The organism is Nocardia cyriacigeorgica NBRC 100375, from assembly GCF_000308555.1.
GTDB classification, from domain to species: Bacteria; Actinomycetota; Actinomycetes; order Mycobacteriales; family Mycobacteriaceae; genus Nocardia; species Nocardia cyriacigeorgica.
The window spans coordinates 1-16,360 of the sequence record NZ_BAFY01000174.1 but is presented as its reverse complement, the minus strand read 5'-3'; the positions used below and the strand labels follow the sequence as shown (position 1 = coordinate 16,360).

The 16,360-nt window shown below is 68.4% G+C and carries 19 protein-coding genes; 13 read left to right on the top strand and 6 right to left on the bottom strand.

Annotated elements, in window-relative coordinates:
* On the top strand, window positions 1–484 hold a 484-nt coding region (gene frr, locus RJ05_RS16735; protein ID WP_036538326.1), incomplete at its 5' end, for a ribosome recycling factor.
* 50 nt (window positions 485–534) lie between these two features.
* Window positions 535–1,509: a phosphatidate cytidylyltransferase gene (locus tag RJ05_RS16730; RefSeq protein WP_036538318.1), complete on the top strand. Its 975-nt coding sequence runs from the start codon at window positions 535–537 to the stop codon at window positions 1,507–1,509.
* A 9-nt stretch (window positions 1,510–1,518) separates the two neighbouring features.
* On the opposite strand, the gene RJ05_RS16725 is transcribed toward RJ05_RS16730, so the two are convergent.
* A complete protein-coding gene (locus RJ05_RS16725; RefSeq protein ID WP_036538317.1) occupies window positions 1,519–1,848 on the bottom strand; it encodes a LapA family protein in 330 nt (109 codons plus the stop codon).
* 133 nt (window positions 1,849–1,981) lie between these two features.
* On the opposite strand from RJ05_RS16725, the gene rlmN reads away from it, so the two are divergent.
* Window positions 1,982–3,091 (top strand): dual-specificity RNA methyltransferase RlmN, encoded by a 1,110-nt coding sequence (rlmN, locus tag RJ05_RS16720; RefSeq protein ID WP_036538315.1) that lies wholly within the window; start codon window positions 1,982–1,984, stop codon window positions 3,089–3,091.
* A 92-nt stretch (window positions 3,092–3,183) separates the two neighbouring features.
* Here the strand turns inward: rlmN and RJ05_RS16715 are convergent, their stop codons facing one another.
* Complete coding sequence (locus RJ05_RS16715; protein WP_036538313.1) at window positions 3,184–3,468, bottom strand: DUF2631 domain-containing protein; 285 nt, start codon at window positions 3,466–3,468, stop codon at window positions 3,184–3,186.
* Window positions 3,469–3,565: 97 nt separating this feature from the next.
* Between RJ05_RS16715 and dxr the strand changes: the two genes are divergently transcribed.
* The 5 genes from dxr to RJ05_RS16690 all read left to right on the top strand — a co-directional run bounded on the left by dxr (window position 3,566) and on the right by RJ05_RS16690 (window position 10,175).
* Window positions 3,566–4,705 (top strand): 1-deoxy-D-xylulose-5-phosphate reductoisomerase, encoded by a 1,140-nt coding sequence (gene dxr / locus RJ05_RS16710; RefSeq protein WP_085996229.1) that lies wholly within the window; start codon window positions 3,566–3,568, stop codon window positions 4,703–4,705.
* 194 nt (window positions 4,706–4,899) lie between these two features.
* Window positions 4,900–6,102, top strand: a complete 1,203-nt coding sequence (locus RJ05_RS16705) for a M50 family metallopeptidase (RefSeq protein ID WP_036538310.1) — start codon at window positions 4,900–4,902, stop codon at window positions 6,100–6,102.
* Between the two features lie 125 nt (window positions 6,103–6,227).
* Window positions 6,228–7,385, top strand: coding sequence for a flavodoxin-dependent (E)-4-hydroxy-3-methylbut-2-enyl-diphosphate synthase (ispG, locus tag RJ05_RS16700; RefSeq protein ID WP_036538309.1), 1,158 nt, complete (start codon window positions 6,228–6,230; stop codon window positions 7,383–7,385).
* A gap of 70 nt (window positions 7,386–7,455) precedes the next feature.
* Window positions 7,456–8,319 carry a GNAT family N-acetyltransferase gene (locus RJ05_RS16695; protein ID WP_081597368.1) on the top strand — a complete coding sequence of 288 codons (864 nt, stop codon included), beginning with the start codon at window positions 7,456–7,458 and terminating at the stop codon, window positions 8,317–8,319.
* Between the two features lie 68 nt (window positions 8,320–8,387).
* Window positions 8,388–10,175, top strand: a complete 1,788-nt coding sequence (locus RJ05_RS16690; protein WP_036538307.1) for a penicillin-binding transpeptidase domain-containing protein — start codon at window positions 8,388–8,390, stop codon at window positions 10,173–10,175.
* Here RJ05_RS16690 and RJ05_RS16685 read toward each other — a convergent pair.
* Both RJ05_RS16685 and RJ05_RS16680 read right to left on the bottom strand, forming a co-directional pair.
* Window positions 10,135–10,449: a hypothetical protein gene (locus tag RJ05_RS16685; RefSeq protein WP_036538306.1), complete on the bottom strand. Its 315-nt coding sequence runs from the start codon at window positions 10,447–10,449 to the stop codon at window positions 10,135–10,137. The genes RJ05_RS16690 and RJ05_RS16685 overlap by 41 nt on opposite strands.
* 233 nt (window positions 10,450–10,682) lie before the next feature.
* Window positions 10,683–11,180, bottom strand: a complete 498-nt coding sequence (locus RJ05_RS16680; RefSeq protein ID WP_036538305.1) for a peroxynitrite isomerase — start codon at window positions 11,178–11,180, stop codon at window positions 10,683–10,685.
* 114 nt (window positions 11,181–11,294) lie between these two features.
* On the opposite strand from RJ05_RS16680, the gene RJ05_RS16675 reads away from it, so the two are divergent.
* On the top strand, window positions 11,295–12,638 hold the full coding sequence (locus tag RJ05_RS16675; RefSeq protein ID WP_081597367.1) for a TIGR03118 family protein: 1,344 nt from the start codon (window positions 11,295–11,297) through the stop codon (window positions 12,636–12,638).
* Between the two features lie 23 nt (window positions 12,639–12,661).
* On the opposite strand, the gene RJ05_RS16670 is transcribed toward RJ05_RS16675, so the two are convergent.
* Window positions 12,662–12,955, bottom strand: coding sequence for a winged helix-turn-helix transcriptional regulator (locus tag RJ05_RS16670; RefSeq protein ID WP_036538304.1), 294 nt, complete (start codon window positions 12,953–12,955; stop codon window positions 12,662–12,664).
* Between the two features lie 65 nt (window positions 12,956–13,020).
* Between RJ05_RS16670 and RJ05_RS16665 the strand changes: the two genes are divergently transcribed.
* Window positions 13,021–13,347, top strand: coding sequence for a Rossmann-fold NAD(P)-binding domain-containing protein (locus RJ05_RS16665; RefSeq protein WP_342215620.1), 327 nt, complete (start codon window positions 13,021–13,023; stop codon window positions 13,345–13,347).
* Between the two features lie 185 nt (window positions 13,348–13,532).
* On the top strand, window positions 13,533–13,964 hold the full coding sequence (locus RJ05_RS16660) for a DUF4254 domain-containing protein (protein ID WP_234012131.1): 432 nt from the start codon (window positions 13,533–13,535) through the stop codon (window positions 13,962–13,964).
* 11 nt (window positions 13,965–13,975) lie between these two features.
* Here RJ05_RS16660 and RJ05_RS16655 read toward each other — a convergent pair whose 3' ends face one another.
* The gene (locus RJ05_RS16655; RefSeq protein WP_036538302.1) at window positions 13,976–14,473 is read right to left on the bottom strand and encodes a hypothetical protein; all 498 of its coding nucleotides are present in this window, start codon (window positions 14,471–14,473) and stop codon (window positions 13,976–13,978) included.
* Between the two features lie 282 nt (window positions 14,474–14,755).
* Between RJ05_RS16655 and RJ05_RS16650 the strand changes: the two genes are divergently transcribed.
* Both RJ05_RS16650 and RJ05_RS16645 read left to right on the top strand, forming a co-directional pair.
* Window positions 14,756–15,571, top strand: a complete 816-nt coding sequence (locus RJ05_RS16650) for an ABC transporter permease (RefSeq protein WP_081597370.1) — start codon at window positions 14,756–14,758, stop codon at window positions 15,569–15,571.
* Window positions 15,568–16,360 (top strand): ABC transporter permease (locus RJ05_RS16645; protein WP_036538300.1); only part of this gene is annotated, 793 nt, incomplete at its 3' end. The genes RJ05_RS16650 and RJ05_RS16645, both read left to right, overlap by 4 nt.

Here is a 16,360-nt window from a genome sequence, read left to right as displayed (position 1 = left end):
CACCATCCGCACCGGTCGGGCGAATCCGGGCATGTTCTCCCGGGTGCTGGTCGACTACTACGGATCGCCTACCCCGGTCACCCAGATGTCGAGTATCACCGTGCCGGAACCGCGGATGGTGGTGATCAAGCCGTACGAACAGTCGCAGCTGGGTGCGATCGAGACCGCGATCCGCAACTCCGATCTCGGCGTGAACCCCACCAACAACGGTGACATCCTGCGGATTTCGATCCCGCAGCTCACCGAGGAGCGCCGTCGCGAGATGGTCAAACAGGCCAAGTCCAAGGGGGAGGACGCCAAGGTCGCGATCCGCAACGTGCGCCGCAAGGCGATGGAAGAACTCGGGCGCATCCAGAAGGATGGCGAGGCGGGCGAGGACGAGGTCGGGCGGGCCGAGAAGGAACTCGACAAGACCACCGCCAAATATGTCGGCCAGGTCGATGAGCTGGTCAAGCACAAGGAAGCCGAACTGCTCGAGGTCTGACCCAGATCTGGCGGGCCCGCCCGGGCGGGGGACGAAACGGAAACGACGAGTTGAGCGACGGGACAATCGTGGCCGAGAACACCGCTGCGGCCGGTGCGGCGGGACAACAGGCACCGGACGACGGCCCCTATGACGCCGCTGCCGCCGGTGCGGCGGATGCGGCGCCGAGCGGGCGCGAATCGCCCGCGCCGGAACCGGCGGCGCCCAAGTCGCGGGCCGGTCGCAACCTACCAGCGGCGTTGATCGTCGGCTTCGGTCTCGGGCTCTCGCTCATCGCGATCCTGTTGTTCGTGCCGAAGGTGTTCATCGGCGTGGCGGGTGCCGCGATCGCGGTGGCCACCTGGGAGGTCGCCAAGCGGCTGCGTGAGGCCGACGTGCTCGTTCCGCGGATCCCGTTGATCGTCGGTGGTCAAGCGGTGTTCTGGCTGGGCTGGCCGTTCGGGCCGGAGGGCGTCGCCGGAGCGTTCGCGGCCACGGCGCTGGTGTGCATGGTGTGGCGGTTGTTCGACCACGGCCTGACCACGGCCCCGCGGAACTTCCTGCGCGACACCTCGATCGCGATCTTCACCCTCGCCTGGATTCCGCTGCTCGCTTCGTTCGCGGTGTTGCTGCTGCTCGAGCCGGACGGCAACCTGCGGGTGCTGACGTTCATGATCCTGGTGGTCTGCTCCGACGTCGGCGGCTACGTCGCTGGGGTGCTGTTCGGCAGGCATCCGATGGTGCCGTCGATCAGCCCGAAGAAATCGTGGGAGGGGTTCTGCGGTTCGCTGGTGTTCAGCGTGATCGGTGGCCTGCTCACGGTGACGTTGCTGCTGGACGCCAACTCGATGATCGGTGTGGTGCTCGGCGTCGGCCTTGTGCTGGTGGCGACCATCGGCGATCTGATCGAATCGCAGATCAAGCGCGAACTCGGCATCAAGGACATGGGCACGCTGCTGCCCGGGCACGGCGGCATCATGGATCGGCTCGACTCGATGCTGCCCTCGGCGTTCGTGTCGTGGCTGGTGCTCAGCACCCTGCTCTGAGGCCGGCGGTCAGGGGCGTTTGGCGGCGCGGCGCAACTGCATGATGCGCACGCCGCCGACCAGCGCCATCACCAGCGCACCGGCGATCACCGACAGCAGCACCGATACCCCGAGCGGCAGGCCGAAGGTCCAGAACAGCAGGTCGACCTCCACCCGCTCCAGGTTCTGCAGGATGAAGATCAGCAGCAGGATTCCCAGCAGCGCGGCCACGACGAGGCCGACCCAGGTGTATCCCGCCTTCGACTTCTCCAGCGTGCGGCGGGTGCGAGGGGTGACGGCCGGTTCGGTCTGCGGGATCGGATCCGGTTCGGGCACCTGGTCAGCGGCATGGGTAGACATATATCGATCATTCCCGACAGCTATCGCTCCCGCACGGATTTCCCGCGCTGCGGCGCGCTGTGGCGACCGCCGAAGCGCTGTCGAGGGGATGTGATGTGGTCGATAGCCCAGGGGATGGGACACTGGAGAAACTATGACCGTCTCCCTGCCCCTGGTTTTCGATGCCCCGCGCCGTGGGATGCCGCCGCGCCACCTGGCCGATCTGGACGCCGACGGCCGCCGCGCCGCGATGGCCGAACTCGGGCTGCCCGCCTTCCGCGCCGACCAGATCGCACGCCAGTATTACGGGCGGTTGCAGGCCGACCCGGAGCAGATGACGGATCTGCCCGCGCCGCTGCGCGCGAAGGTCGGCGAGGCGTTGTTCCCGCCGCTGTTGACGCCGGTCAAGCATGTCGCCTGCGACGGCGGCGACACCCGCAAGACGCTGTGGCGCGCCGGTGACGGCACCTTGCTGGAGAGCGTGCTCATGCGCTACCCGGACCGGGCCACCCTGTGCATCTCCAGCCAGGCCGGCTGCGGTATGGCGTGCCCGTTCTGCGCGACCGGTCAGGGCGGACTGAACCGCAACCTGTCGACCGCCGAGATCGTCGACCAGGTCCGGGCCGCGGCCGCCGCACTACGTGACGGTGAGGTACACGGCGGTCCGGGCCGGTTGTCCAACATCGTCTTCATGGGCATGGGGGAGCCGCTGGCCAACTACAAGCGGGTCGTGAACGCGGTGCGGCGGATCACCTCGCCCGCGCCGGACGGGCTCGGCATCTCGCAGCGCAATGTGGTGGTGTCCACGGTCGGTTTGGCGCCCGCCATCCGCAAGCTGGCCGATGAGGGCCTGTCGGTGACGCTCGCGGTCTCGCTGCACACCCCCGACGACGAATTGCGTGACACGCTGGTGCCGGTGAACAACCGCTGGCCGGTGGCGGAGGTGCTCGACGCCGCCCGCTACTACGCCGATAAGACCGGACGCCGAGTGTCGGTGGAGTACGCGCTGATTCGCGACATCAATGATCACCCCTGGCGTGCGGACATGCTGGGGGAGAAGCTGCACAAGGCGCTCGGCTCCCGGGTGCACGTCAACGTGATTCCGCTGAACCCGACTCCGGGCAGCAAATGGGATGCCAGCCCGAAGCCGGTGGAGCAGGAATTCGTGCGCCGCGTCAACGCCAAGGGCGTGCCGTGCACGGTGCGCGATACCCGTGGTCAAGAGATCGCGGCGGCCTGCGGCCAGCTGGCGGCCGAAGGCTGAGCCCAGCCGGACAATCAGCACAACAGTGCCTCGGTGGCCGATCAGCAGATCGAGCCACCGGGGGCGCTGGTAGATCGAGGGATACGCGCGGACTAGCGCGGCTTGCGGCGCAGGATGCTGTCGCGGATGAGGATGAAGGCCAGGCCGAGGGCCGAGGCGACGAGGAAGATGTAGCCGACGTTGCCGGTACCCGAGGACGCACCCTGCGGGCCCTCGAACAGCATGCCCAGCAGAGCAAGCACGACGATCCAGCCCGCGATCCGGAAGGCGCGCCGGGACTCGCCGCTCCAACCCCATGCGGCCGACGGAACCTCAGCGGGATCCACAGTGGTGACGGCGCGGTCACTGGTGGTGGTTTCGAGTTCCGTGGCGGCCACGATCGCTCCTCAGCTCGAGAATCGGATACTGCCCGATATCGTGGCATACGACCGGTCGTCGTAGCCAGCAGGGTGCGGTGTCCGTAAGAATGTGCGGGTGTCCGACGTCGTAAGAGTTCTCCTGCTCGGCAGCACCGGTTCCATCGGAACCCAGGCGCTGGAGGTGATCGCCGCCAACCCCGGCAAGTTCGAGGTGGTCGGTCTGGCCGCCCGTGGCGGTAACGCCGATCTGCTCGCCGCGCAGATGGCGGCCACCGGTACCGCGAATGTGGCCGTTGCCGATCCGGGCGCGGCCCAGCGGCTCGGCGTCGAACTCGGTGGGCCGGGCGCGGTGACCGAACTGGTGCGGCGCACCGAGGCAGACGTGGTGCTGAACGCGCTGGTCGGCTCCCTCGGACTGGAACCGACGCTGGCCACCCTGCAATCCGGTGCTCGGCTGGCCTTGGCCAACAAGGAATCTCTGGTCGCGGGCGGGTCGCTGGTGACGAGGGCCGCCGCGCCCGGGCAGATCGTGCCGGTGGATTCGGAGCATTCCGCGTTGGCGCAATGTCTGCGCGCCGGGCGTGCCGAGGAAGTGGACCGGCTCATCCTCACCGCTTCCGGTGGACCGTTCCGTGGCTGGACCACCGAGATGCTGGAAGCGGTGAACCCGGCCGAGGCGAAAACCCATCCCACCTGGTCGATGGGTCCGATGAACACGCTCAATTCGGCCTCGCTGGTGAACAAGGGCCTGGAGTTGATCGAAACCCACTTGCTGTTCGGCATTCCCTACGACCGCATCGACGTCACGGTGCATCCGCAGTCGATCGTGCACTCGATGGTCACCTTCACCGACGGCTCGACGCTGGCGCAGGCCAGCCCGCCCGATATGAAGCTGCCGATCGCGCTGGCGCTCGGCTGGCCCGACCGGGTGCCCGGTGCCGCGGCGGCCTGTGATTTCTCGACCGCCACGACGTGGGAGTTCGAGCCGGTGGACAACGAGGTCTTCCCCGCGGTGGAGCTGGCCAGGCAGGCCGGTACCGCGGGCGGCTGTGTGACCGCGGTGTACAACGCGGCCAACGAGGTCGCGGTGCAGGCCTTCCTCGACGGCGTCATCCGGTTCCCGGAGATCGTGCGCACCGTCGGTCTCGCGGTCGCCGCCGCCGACGATTGGCGCGCCGAGCCGACCAGCCTGGAGGAAGTGCTCGCCGCCGACGCTTGGGCGCGTGAGTACGCGCGGAAACTGGTGCTCGGCTAGCGGGCATGCCCGGTGGGGCGACGGAGATCGCCGCCCCCGGCCGGCGCGCATCGCCGGACCGACCGCTGCCGGGTGGACGCATCCGGTCACTGTCCGGCCCTGCCGGTACTGTGGACGCGTGCTCGCGGCCGACCCCCGGACGCGCGCGTGCCGGGAACTGACGAGCTGCGCAACGCAGGAGGGCTGTAGAGCAAATGGTGTTCGCGTTCGGTTTCGCGCTGTTCGCCCTCGGCATCACGATCTCGATCGCACTACACGAGTGCGGGCATATGTGGGCCGCACAGGCGACCGGGATGAAGGTGCGCCGCTACTTCATCGGCTTCGGGCCGCGCATCTTCTCGTTCCGGCGCGGTGAGACCGAGTACGGCCTGAAGGCGCTGCCGCTGGGCGGGTTCTGCGATATCGCGGGTATGACCGCGCTCGACGAACTCGAGCCCGAGGAGCTGGACCGGGCGATGTACCGCCAGGCCACTTGGAAGCGGCTGGTCGTCATGTTCGGCGGCATCGCGATGAACTTCCTGCTCGGTTTCCTGCTGGTCGTGGTGCTCGCCGTTGGCTGGGGGCTGCCCAACTTCAACCAGCCGCCGGCGACCGCACTCGGCGAGATGAGCTGTGTCGCCACCCAGAATCCGGACGGCACGCTGGCCGAGTGCACCGGCACCGGTCCGGCGCAGCGGGCCGGGTTGCAGCGCGGTGACGTGGTGAAAGCCGTCAACGGCGTCGAGGTCGAGACCTGGCGGGAGTTCCAGACCGAGACCCAGAACCAGACCGGGCCGTTCACCTACACCATCGAGCGTGACGGCCAGATCCTGACGATTCCGGTCACGCCGGAACGCGTCATCCGCTACCCGTCCGACGGTGGTCCCGGTCGCGAGGTGAGCGCGGTCGGTGTCGGCTCCGACTACTACGAGCCGGTCAAGTACAACGTGCTCGCCGCCATCCCGGCAGCCGGCGCGTTCACCGGCGACATGTTCGTGCGCACCTTCCAATCGCTGGCCCAGATGCCGGCCAAGGTGGCCGACCTGTGGACGGCGGTGACCGGCGGCGAGCGCGACCCGGAAACCCCGGTGAGCGTGTACGGCGCCTCGAAGATCGGTGGCGAGACCGCCGAACGCGGCCTCTGGGGCCTGTTCATCCTGGTCCTGGCCAGCCTGAACTTCTTCCTCGGCGCGTTCAACCTGCTGCCGCTGCTGCCGCTGGACGGCGGCCATATCGCGGTGGTGCTCTACGAAAAGCTGCGCAACACTGTCCGTGGTTGGAAGGGGCTGGCGCCGGGGGCGCCGGTCGACTACTTGAAGTTGCTGCCGGTGACCTATGTGGCGGTGGTGATCGGTGGCGCGTACATGGTGTTGACGCTGGTCGCCGACATCGTCAACCCGATCGAACTGTTCCCCTGACCGGCGCGCCGGACGTTCGTCCGATGTCCGTCGCCCTGTCACGGTGGTCACACGAGAACGTCGCCGGTGCGCGACTAGACTCGCAGGCGAGTAGGCCCGAACCAGACGAAAGCAGGCAGCCGAAGGTGACCAGCACAATCGGATTGGGGATGCCGACCGCGCCCGCGGCCGTGCTGGCTCCCCGCCGCAAGACCCGTCAGCTGATGGTGGGCAACGTCGGTGTGGGTAGCGATCACCCGATCTCGGTGCAGTCGATGACGACCACCAAGACCCACGACGTCAACGCGACGTTGCAGCAGATCGCCGAGCTGACCGCGTCCGGCTGCGACATCGTGCGGGTGGCCTGTCCGCGTCAGGAAGACGCCGACGCGCTCGCCACCATCGCCCGCAAGTCGCAGATCCCGGTGATCGCCGACATCCACTTCCAGCCGCGCTACATCTTCGCCGCGATCGACGCCGGATGCGCCGCGGTGCGGGTGAACCCGGGCAACATCAAGGAGTTCGACGGCCGGGTCAAGGAGGTCGCCAAGGCCGCCGGTGACGCGGGCATCCCGATCCGCATCGGCGTGAACGCCGGTTCGCTGGACAAGCGGATGCTGGAGAAGTACGGCAAGGCCACCCCCGAGGCGCTGGTGGAGTCGGCGCTGTGGGAGGCGAGCCTGTTCGAGGAGCACGGCTTCGGCGATATCAAGATCTCGGTCAAGCACAACGACCCGGTGATCATGGTGGAGGCCTATCGGCAGCTGGCCGCGCAGTGCGATTACCCGCTGCACCTCGGCGTCACCGAGGCGGGCCCGGCGTTCCAGGGCACCATCAAGTCGGCGGTGGCTTTCGGAGCGTTGCTGAGCGAGGGCATCGGCGACACCATCCGGGTCTCGCTGTCGGCGCCGCCGGCCGAGGAGATCAAGGTCGGCGGGCAGATCCTGCAATCGCTGAACCTGCGCCCGCGCAAGCTCGAGATCGTCTCGTGCCCGTCCTGTGGGCGCGCCCAGGTCGACGTGTACACCCTCGCCAACGAGGTGACCGCCGGACTGGAAGGCATGGAGGTCCCGCTGCGGGTGGCCGTGATGGGCTGCGTCGTCAACGGGCCGGGTGAGGCGCGTGAAGCCGATCTCGGCGTCGCCTCCGGTAACGGCAAGGGGCAGATCTTCGTCAAGGGTGAGGTCATCAAGACCGTGCCGGAAGCGCAGATCGTGGAGACCCTGATCGAAGAGGCCATGCGCATCGCCGAGGAGATGGGCGAGGATGTCGGCGCCGGGGAACCGGTCGTCACAGTCGGCTGAACGCCGCACCGGACCAGGGGTTTCGGCATACCCACGGCGCGCGGCCCTGGTTCATGGCAGGCTGTGAGACGTGCGGAGTCTGCTGGAGCCGACGCGACGCGCGAAGAATCCTCCCGCGCGTCAGCTCGCCAAGCGGGACCTGGCGCAGGTCCTGCGAGTGCTGGATGCCGATCCTGTGGCCTGTTGTATGGTCGCGGCCCGGTTGCAGGAATTCGGTATCGATAGCAGCGGCGGGCAGGGTGAACTCTGGAGCCGCGGCGGGCCGGCCGAGTCACTGTGCTTCTCCGGGGTCAATCTGGTGCCGTTGCTCGGCGATCAGGACGCGTTGCGTGCCTTCGCCGAACGAGCCGTCCGCTGGCCCCGGATCTGCTCATCGGTGGTCGGCAGACAAGAACTGGCGCTGCCGCTGTGGGAAATGCTGGCCGAGCGCTGGGGTCCGGCCCGGGAACTGCGGGCCGATCAGCCGCTGCTGGCGTTGGACGAGCCGCCGGCGGCCGTACCCGATCCGCAGGTCCGCCGGGTGCGGGTGGACGAACTCGACCGTTACCTGCAAGCGGCCATCGCCATGTTCATCGAGGAGGTCGGCGTCGACCCGCGTGCCGGTGACGGCGGCCGCGGTTACCGTCGCCGAGTCGCCGGTCTGATCGAATCCGGCCGTGCCTGGGCCAGGTTCGAGGACGGGCGCGTGGTGTACAAGGCCGAGGTGGGTTCACTGTCGCGGCGCACCGGCCAGATCCAGGGTGTGTGGGTGCATCCGGATCGGCGCGGCAACGGCCTCGGCACCGCGGGGACCGCCGCCGTCGCCAATGCCGTGATCGCCTCCGGGCGCACTGCCAGCCTGTATGTCAACGACTACAACGAGATCGCGCGCAAGGCTTACCGCCGGGTGGGTTTCCGGCAGATCGCCACTTTCACCACCGTGCTGCTCGACTGAGCTGCCTCGCCCCGAACTGCGGTGCGCCACAGGTGTTTGCCCGCCGATGGCCGTTACCATCGGTGCCGATGTCGATTCGCGTGTTCCTCGTGCTTGCCGTCGCCGCGCTCGCGGTCGCCGCAACCGGCTGCACGGCGGGCCCGCAGGGGCCCGCCGCGGCTGCCGAGTCCTTCGTCAGCGCCTTCGCCGCCCGTGATGTCGATGCCGCCGCCGCGCACACCAGCCGGCCGGAACCGGCCCGGCAGGCGTTGGTTTCGGCGTGGGAGGGTTTGCAGGCCGAGCAACTGACCGCCCGCACCGGCGCCGCCCGCGTCACCGGAGACACCGCGACCGTCGACTACACCTACGAATGGGTGCTGCCGAAGAACCGGGTCTGGACCTACTCCGGGACGCTGCAGATGGCCCGCACCGACGGACGCTGGACGGTGCGCTGGACCTCGTCGAACATCCATCCCGAACTCGGTGATACGCAGAAGATGGAGCTGCGCGCCGAACCGGCGCCACGGGCCAGGGTCAACGAACAGTCCGGCAGCGATGTGCTGGTTCCGGGCAAGGTGTCGCGGGTGGTGTTCCGCAGCGCCGACGCCACCGACCCTGCTTCGGTGGCGCAGGCGCTCGCGGCCGCCCTGATCCGCTTCGACAAAGACCTCACTGCCTCGGCGATCCTCGACGCGGCGCGGCGAGCGCAGGGTGCCTACACCGTCGCCAAGCTGAGCGAATACGAATTCGACCAGGTCAGTATCGAACTCATCGGTCTGCCAGGAGTGACGCTGACCCAGGAATGGGATCTGGTGCCCACCCGGCGCGAGTTCGCGCCCGACCTGATGACGCAGGTCCGCCAGACCGTGATCGACGAGGTGGACGGCAAGGCGGGCTGGAGCGTCGTGCTCGAGAATGCCAACGGCGCGCAAGTCGGGGTGCTGACCGAAGTGCCCGCGCAGCCGGCGCCGTCGTTCTCGCTCAGCGTCGACCGCAATGTGCAGAATGCCGCCCAGCATGCGGTGTCGCTGCGTACCGAGCAGACCATGATGGTGGTGATCGAGCCCTCGACCGGCGCGATCCTGGCGGTGGCGCAGAACGAGGCCGCCGACCGGGACGGGCCGATCGCGACGATCGGCCAGTATCCGCCGGGATCGGTGTTCAAGACCGTCACCGCGGCGGCAGCCATGAGTGAAGGCCTGGCCACCCCCGACACCGTGCTGCCGTGCCCGAGCCAGACCGTGATCGGTGAACGCACCATCCCCAACTACAACCTCTTCACGGTCGGCAGCGTGCCGATGGCCACTGCCTACGAACGTTCCTGCAACACGACGTTCGCGAAATTAGCCAGCGGGCTGTCCGCCGACGCGTTGCACGACATGGCGGCGACGTTCGGGATCGGGCCGGTGTACACCGTGGCCGGTTTGCCGACGGCGTCCGGATCGGTGCCATCGGCCGAGGACGAGGTCCAGCGCGCCGAGGACGGAATCGGGCAGGGCCGGGTGGTGGTGAGCCCGTTCGCGATGGCGCTGGTCGCGGCCACCGTGGCGAATGGTTCGGTGCCGGTGCCGTATCTGATCGCCGGGCGTGAGACCGCGGTGGACGGCGATCGGCCGTCGATCGATCCTGAGGTGATCGACGGCCTGCGGACGATGATGCGGATGGTGGTCACCGGCGGCACCGCGGGCCGTATCGCCGATCAGGGCGAGGTGTACGGCAAGACCGGTGAGGCCGAGGTCGAGGGTGGCTCACATTCGTGGTTCGTCGGCTACCGCGGTGATCTCGCGTTCGCGACGCTCCTGGTGAAAGGCGGCAGCTCCGACAATGCGGTGGCCGTTACCCGGGATATGTTCGCGGCGCTGCCGCCGGGATACTGAGCAGGCCGTCGGCGGGCGATATGTCCGCGATCGAACCCGATGGCTGCTGAGCAGCGAGCTGATGCACCTCGGAGAACGGTTGGATCGCGGTGCCGGGGGCGATGGTCGCGTTCGGATAACTTCGCGGGGATTCGCGGGCCGGCTGGATGTCACCGACGACGGCCGGATGCACGGCGCCCCCGGAAGCGGCGGTGTCCGTGCCGAGAATTTCGACGACTCCGGCGCCGCCCAAAATCATTCCGGCGGTGATGAGGACAAGTGTGGAACGCTTCATGGCCGGCTCCCTCGAATCAGGGTGTGCGGGAAGAGCTCGTGCTGCAGCCTCGTTGCGGCAAGTGAATTCGCCAGATGGTGACTGAATGTTTGCTGTTGAGGCCAACCTAAGCGCTCAGCGGTGCCCCGGACAAGAAAAATGTGAGCGGACGGATATCGGACCGGAAATCGTGACCTGAGGCATGGCCGATTCGTGACCGCCTCGTTATCCGGCGCCGAAGATGACCAAAAGATTCACACGCGACGCAAAGTGGCTGCCAGATGGTGTCGCAGCGGTTCACCTACCGCCGCCATGCGCAGCGTGTAGTCGATGACGTCGCCGGATTGCCGAATGGAGCGGCCGAGCGCGGTCACCGATTTCGCGGTGCTGGTGAGCCCGATATTCGTCGACTCGAATTCGAAGCGAATCTCGTCGGAGGTGACGGCCAGGGTGCCTTCGCAGATTTCGGTGATACCCGTCGGATGGGCCAGGATCAGCTCGACGCGGTCCGGGCGCGGGCAGCGCAGGTAACCCGTTTCGGCGTGTAGCGGGCGGTTGTCGTCGGCGGCGCGGGTGCGTTGCCGATAGGTGAGGAATGGCCGGCCGATATGGCCGAAGTGGATTTCTTCGAGGTAGTCGAACGGCTCGATCGTCGGATACTCGCCGTGTCCTTTGCCGCGCCAGGTGCCGAGCAGTGGGGCCAGCGGGGCGATATCGGGGTGGGGCGCGACGGGCGGCTGGGGTTCGACCACGGCGGTCAGCTTAAACCCATGGCCGAGACGATGTTTCCCGGCTCCCCGGTTTCTTACACGCTAAGGTGAGCGACGCCTGATGGGTGAGGGGCTGTGTTGTCGGAAGGGACAAGAATGCTGTACGGACACCGGGCCGATTCCGGTAACTGGCGCTCGCGCACGACCCTGCTGCGGGTGTCGGCACTCGCCGCCGTGGTCGCGCTCGCCGCGGCCTGCTCGGACTCCGATGCCGGGGCCGGCGACGTCGCGTTGACGGGCAACCGGTATGTCGTCACCGCGCTGGCATCCGGCGACAAGGGCGCGCATGCTGCGGTCACCGTGTCCGATCTGGTGAACGCCTGGGGGTTCAGCGATCGTCCCGGCGGTCATTTCCTCGTCGGCGCGGGCGGCAAGGCCTTCGGATTCCTCGGCGATGTGCGCTCAGCGGCGAAGCCGGAGCTGCACACGCTGTCTCAGGACGGGTTCGCGGCCATGACCGTGCCCGGCGCCGATGCCGATACCTCCGACAAGAGCGGTGGCACCGTGACCGGTGTGGTGGCCAATCCGGCGCCGCCGAACTCGGATGCGTTCGTCGTGCGCGATCAGCCGGTGCCGTTCGAGGGGGTGCCGCCGTTGCTGCTGACCGGCTCGGCGCGCAATATCATCGCCACCGATTCGGGCACGCTGGCCGCATGGACCGATGTCGCGCCCGACGGCGCCGTCATCCGGCACGACGGTCCGGCCAACCTGGTCTTCGACGGGTCGGCGCAGAAGATGGCGTTCTACGGCATCGCCCTCGCTCCCGCGGGTGACACGCTGCTCGCCGCCGATTTCGGCGCCGAACCGCAGGTGCGCACGTTCGACAAGAACTGGCAGCTGGTCCCCACGTCCGGGTTCGCCAATCCGTTCGCCACCGGTGAGCCGGTCGACGCGGACAAGCCCGAACTCGGCCGCAAGGCGGTACCGGGCGATCCGGCGCCGTTCAACATCACCACCATCGGTGACCGGGTGTTCGTCTCCTATGCGATGACCAGGCCCGACTCCGATGACGCCGAGAAGTTCGCGGTGGGCGAGCGGGAGGTGGCCGACGCCGACGGTGAAATCGCGGCTTCGGGCAAGCCCGGTAAGGGCAAAGTCGCCGAGTTCGCCGCCGATGGTTCGCTGGTGCGCATCCTCGACGACGGCGGCAGGCTCAACGCGCCGTGGGCGGTCACCGTGACCCCGTCCACCTTCGGCCCGCTCAGCGGCAAACTGCTGATCGGCAATACCGCGGGCGCGGGTCACATCCTCGCCTACGACGACACCACCGGCGAGTTCGTCGACTACATCCGTGACACCGGCGGCGCACCGCTGTCGGTGCCGGGCCTGCGCGGGCTCGAATTCGGCGACGGCGCGTCGCTCGGTGATTCCGACGCGCTGTATCTGACCGCGGCGCCGACGCCCAAGACGGCGCACTTCTCCAGCATCCGCCTCAAGTGAGGCGTGGACTCGCCGAGTGGAACTCAGGTGCCACTCGGCGAGTCGGGGACCGTGGGCGGCCTGCGTTCGGCCCAGCGCCACAGCGGTTCCAATGCCTCGCCGAGTTCGGCACCCGCCTCGGTGAGCTCGTAGGACTTGTCCGCGTTCTTGGTCACCAGACCCGCAGTCTGCAAATTCTGCAGACGCGTCGACAGCATGCTCGACGAGCAATTGCCCATCCGCCTGCGCAATTCGAGAAACCCCAGCCTGCCTGGTTCCAGCTCCCAGATCACCCGCAGCACCCAGCGCTGCCCGAGCAGCTCCATGGCGGCCAGCATCGGCGCATCGGCGGGATCATGCCGGCCGCGCGACGGCGTCGGCCCATTTCCATGGCCGTAAGCCGGTGCCCGCCGGCTACGAGCCCATCGCGGCGAGTAAGCGTGCCGGTGAGGATGCGTTGCGCGCGATGATCCCGGAGCTGGATGAACGTGGCATCCGGCTGCTGGTCGTGTCCGGGGACATGATCGACGGCACCATCATCGTGCGGTTGCTGCAGCGGCGGGACCCGGCGGCGGTGTCGGCGCGTCGCGATCAGGCCGAGCTGCCGACGATCGCCGAATTCGCCGCGGCGGTCGCGGCCGCCGCATCGAGCACGGCGGAGTCGGGAACCACCACGTATGTCGGCGGACCGGACTACCTGACGGGTGGGTCCGCCCGCGCATCCGCCTGAATCGATGCCGGAAACCGGCGAATCGGGCAGTCCACCGATCATCTGACACCGAGAGTTGCGGAAAACGGTGACGGCTGCCGGGAAGTGGTGGACGCTATCGGGGTGAACGGTGCAGTGAGTCCGAGGCCGCGGCGACAGCCGGAGCCTCGCGCCCTACTGCGCCGTGTGGGCGCGAAGGGTCAGGGGTGGCGGTGATCCCGAGCAAAGAGCTGGTCCTCGCCGCCTGCCGCGGGCTGCCGCACGCCGATCATCCGATGCTCGACGCCGCGGGCGAACTCACCCAGCTGCACGAGCAGCGGGAACGCACTCCGGTGAGTGCCCTGGCGAAGCTGGATCGGCGACGCGGCCAGCTGGTCCGGGCGATCGATCGCTGGGTGACGCTGGCGACGCCCATCCCGCACGGTTCGGCACGGCTGCATTCGGAGACCGTCGGCAGCATCGTCGACCGGATGGCGCAGCTGACCGTGCAGGCCTTCGTGGCTTCGGCGCACGCTCCCGACACCGTGTACTACGACGCGTGGGTGCGGTTGCACGAGGTGGCCGACAGCTACCAGGACCTCATCGTCGAAGTGCTCGACGGCAACCGCCGACTGCCCGACGCGGCGGGGGAGTGGTGAGCGAAAAGCAGCTATCGACCGCGGCCGAACAAGCGGAACGAGCGCTCCTTGCGGCGCGGCAGCGTCGCGTACACCATCGTCATCTCCGCGAACACCCCCGCGTCGCGTTCACGTTCGGGGCCGAAATCGTCACGGCCGAGCACGTGCGCGACGGCACCGGGTGCCATCGACGACACCACCGAGGCCAGCGCCGGGGACAGTTCCGCGGCGGGCGCGTCCAGATCTCCGTGGCCGAGCAGCATATGGCCTACAGCGTGCAACACGATGTGCTCGGCATTGCGACCCGCGGCCGCCGCGTCGTAGACGATGATGTCGTCGTATTTGCGCGCGATCCACAACCCGTTGCCGCAGCAACCGATATCGGCCAGGGCCGACCGATGGGCGGGCTGCAGCGACAGCGGCCTGCTCCGGTACGCGGCCACCTGAGCGAGGTAGGCGTTCAGGTCCCACGGGTGCGGTAGCGGTACCGTCCGCGCCGCCTCACCCAACCGGGCTTCCATGCTGTTCATCGCCGAACACGTTACCCACCCGGACTTGTCTCGTCACCTTCGTGACACCCCGATGCACCGTCCGGCACGGCAGCCGCCGAAGGCGTCGAAACCGCTGGGTACCAGGGATTTTCGGCTGATTGACAGTGGGCGCCGAAGCGGCGTGGCGACCACGGCGGGCACGTCGGCAGTGGGAATTCACACGCCCGGACGGACTCGCTCACCACGCCGCGACCGCGAAGTGATGGCCGGGAGCGCCCGAACGGAGGACGATGGGCGAGTGCCGAGCTCAGGACAGTCGTGGTGAGCGCGCCGACCGAAATCCGGACGGCGGTACAGCCGGGCGCCGTCCGGCAGTGGTGGGTACTCACCCGCCGGTTGATCCGTCCGTCCTGGCGCAACGGCGAGCTGCTGACCGCGGTGCTCGCACCGACGGTGTTCACCCTAGGGTTCTATGTCCCGCTGAACCTGGTGATGAGCTTCTACGGCCACGGGCTCAGCAGCTACGCGCAGTTCCTGATGCCGATGATCGTGATGCAGTCGGTGGCCTTCTGCGCCGGCTCGGCCGCCTTGCGCGCGGCGACGGATGCCCGTGACGGTCTGGACGCCAGATTCGGTTCCATGCCGATCGCCGCGACGGTGCCGCTGGCCGCGCGGATGGCGGCGGCGCTGTATCGCACCGCGGTGTCACTGGCCGCGGCGGTCGTATGCGGCACGGTGATCGGGTTCCGGTTCTACGGCAGCTGGTGGCACACGGCCGGTTTCGTCGTGCTGGCCTTGCTGATCGCGGCGGCGTTCGCGCTCGGCGCGGACTGGCTGGGCCGGCTGACCCGGAACCCGGAGGCGACCACCCAGTTCCTGGTGTTGCCGCAGCTGATCCTCGGCATGGTGTCGACCGGGTTCGCTCCGGCCGCGCAATTTCCTTCCTGGATCCAGGGTTTCGCCACCTACCAGCCGATATCCCGGTTCATCGACGCGTTGCGGGCGCTGGCCGGCGATTCCACGGGCAACGCCGGCGCGGTCGACTGGCCGATCATGGGACCGGCCCTGGCCTGGGTGTGCGGACTGCTGCTGGTGTTCGGCGGCCTGGCCGTCGCGGAATCGGTGCGCAGGCGATGACCGCCGCGCCGCCAGAACCCACCCGGGTGCATGCGCTGCCTGTGGTCACCGGACGTACCGAGACCCCGCGCCTGCTGGTGCCGCACACGCTGATCCAGACCCGGCGGCTGCTGCTGCGCTGGTGGCGTGACCCGCTGACGCTCATGCAGTCGCTGCTGTTCCCGGCCTTGCTGCTGGTGATGTTGCAGACCGTGCTCGGCCGCCAGATCTCGGCGTTCTCCGGCGCCAGCGCGCTCTACGGCTCGGTGCCGATGGTGGCGCTGGTCGGGGTGATGTCGGGTTCGCTGGCCGGTGCGATCACCCTCGGCCGCGAACGCGATGCCGGTTTGCTGGCCCGATTCTGGGTGCTTCCCGTGCACCGGGCCTCCGGGCTCGCGGCGCGGATCCTCGCCGAGGGCGTGCGCATCCTGACCTGCACCGTGGTGCTGTTCGCGGTCGGTGTGGTGCTGGGATTCCGGTTCGAGCAGGGCTTCGCCGCGGCAGTGGCGCTGCTGGGGGTTCCACTGCTGTTCGGGCTGGCCTTCGCCACCGTGGTCACCACTGTCGCGGTGTTCGGTGCGAGAACCGCGGTGGTGGAGGCGATCTCGCTGGGCTCGTCGATGATGATGTTCTTCAGCACCGGATTCGTGCCGTTGGCCGCCTATCCCGGATGGGCCCGTCCGATCGTCGAGTATCAGCCGATGAGTCACGCCATCAACGCCATGCGCGGGCTGTCGCTGGGCGGGCCGGTACGCGAACCGCTGCTGGCGACGCTGGCCTGGTCGGTGGGCGCGATCGTGGTGTTCGCCG

Excerpts from the sequence above, each read along its gene's own strand:
- RJ05_RS16670 (WP_036538304.1), bottom strand. The coding sequence starts at position 12,955 with ATGCTGGCCGCCATGGAGCTGCTCGGGCAGCGCTGGGTGCTGCGGGTG.
- RJ05_RS16725 (WP_036538317.1), bottom strand. The coding sequence starts at position 1,848 with ATGTCTACCCATGCCGCTGACCAGGTGCCCGAACCGGATCCGATCCCG.
- RJ05_RS16675 (WP_081597367.1), top strand. The coding sequence starts at position 11,295 with ATGCTGTACGGACACCGGGCCGATTCCGGTAACTGGCGCTCGCGCACG.
- RJ05_RS16685 (WP_036538306.1), bottom strand. The coding sequence starts at position 10,449 with ATGAAGCGTTCCACACTTGTCCTCATCACCGCCGGAATGATTTTGGGC.
- RJ05_RS16655 (WP_036538302.1), bottom strand. The coding sequence starts at position 14,473 with ATGAACAGCATGGAAGCCCGGTTGGGTGAGGCGGCGCGGACGGTACCG.
- rlmN (WP_036538315.1), top strand. The coding sequence starts at position 1,982 with ATGACCGTCTCCCTGCCCCTGGTTTTCGATGCCCCGCGCCGTGGGATG.
- RJ05_RS16690 (WP_036538307.1), top strand. The coding sequence starts at position 8,388 with ATGTCGATTCGCGTGTTCCTCGTGCTTGCCGTCGCCGCGCTCGCGGTC.
- RJ05_RS16705 (WP_036538310.1), top strand. The coding sequence starts at position 4,900 with ATGGTGTTCGCGTTCGGTTTCGCGCTGTTCGCCCTCGGCATCACGATC.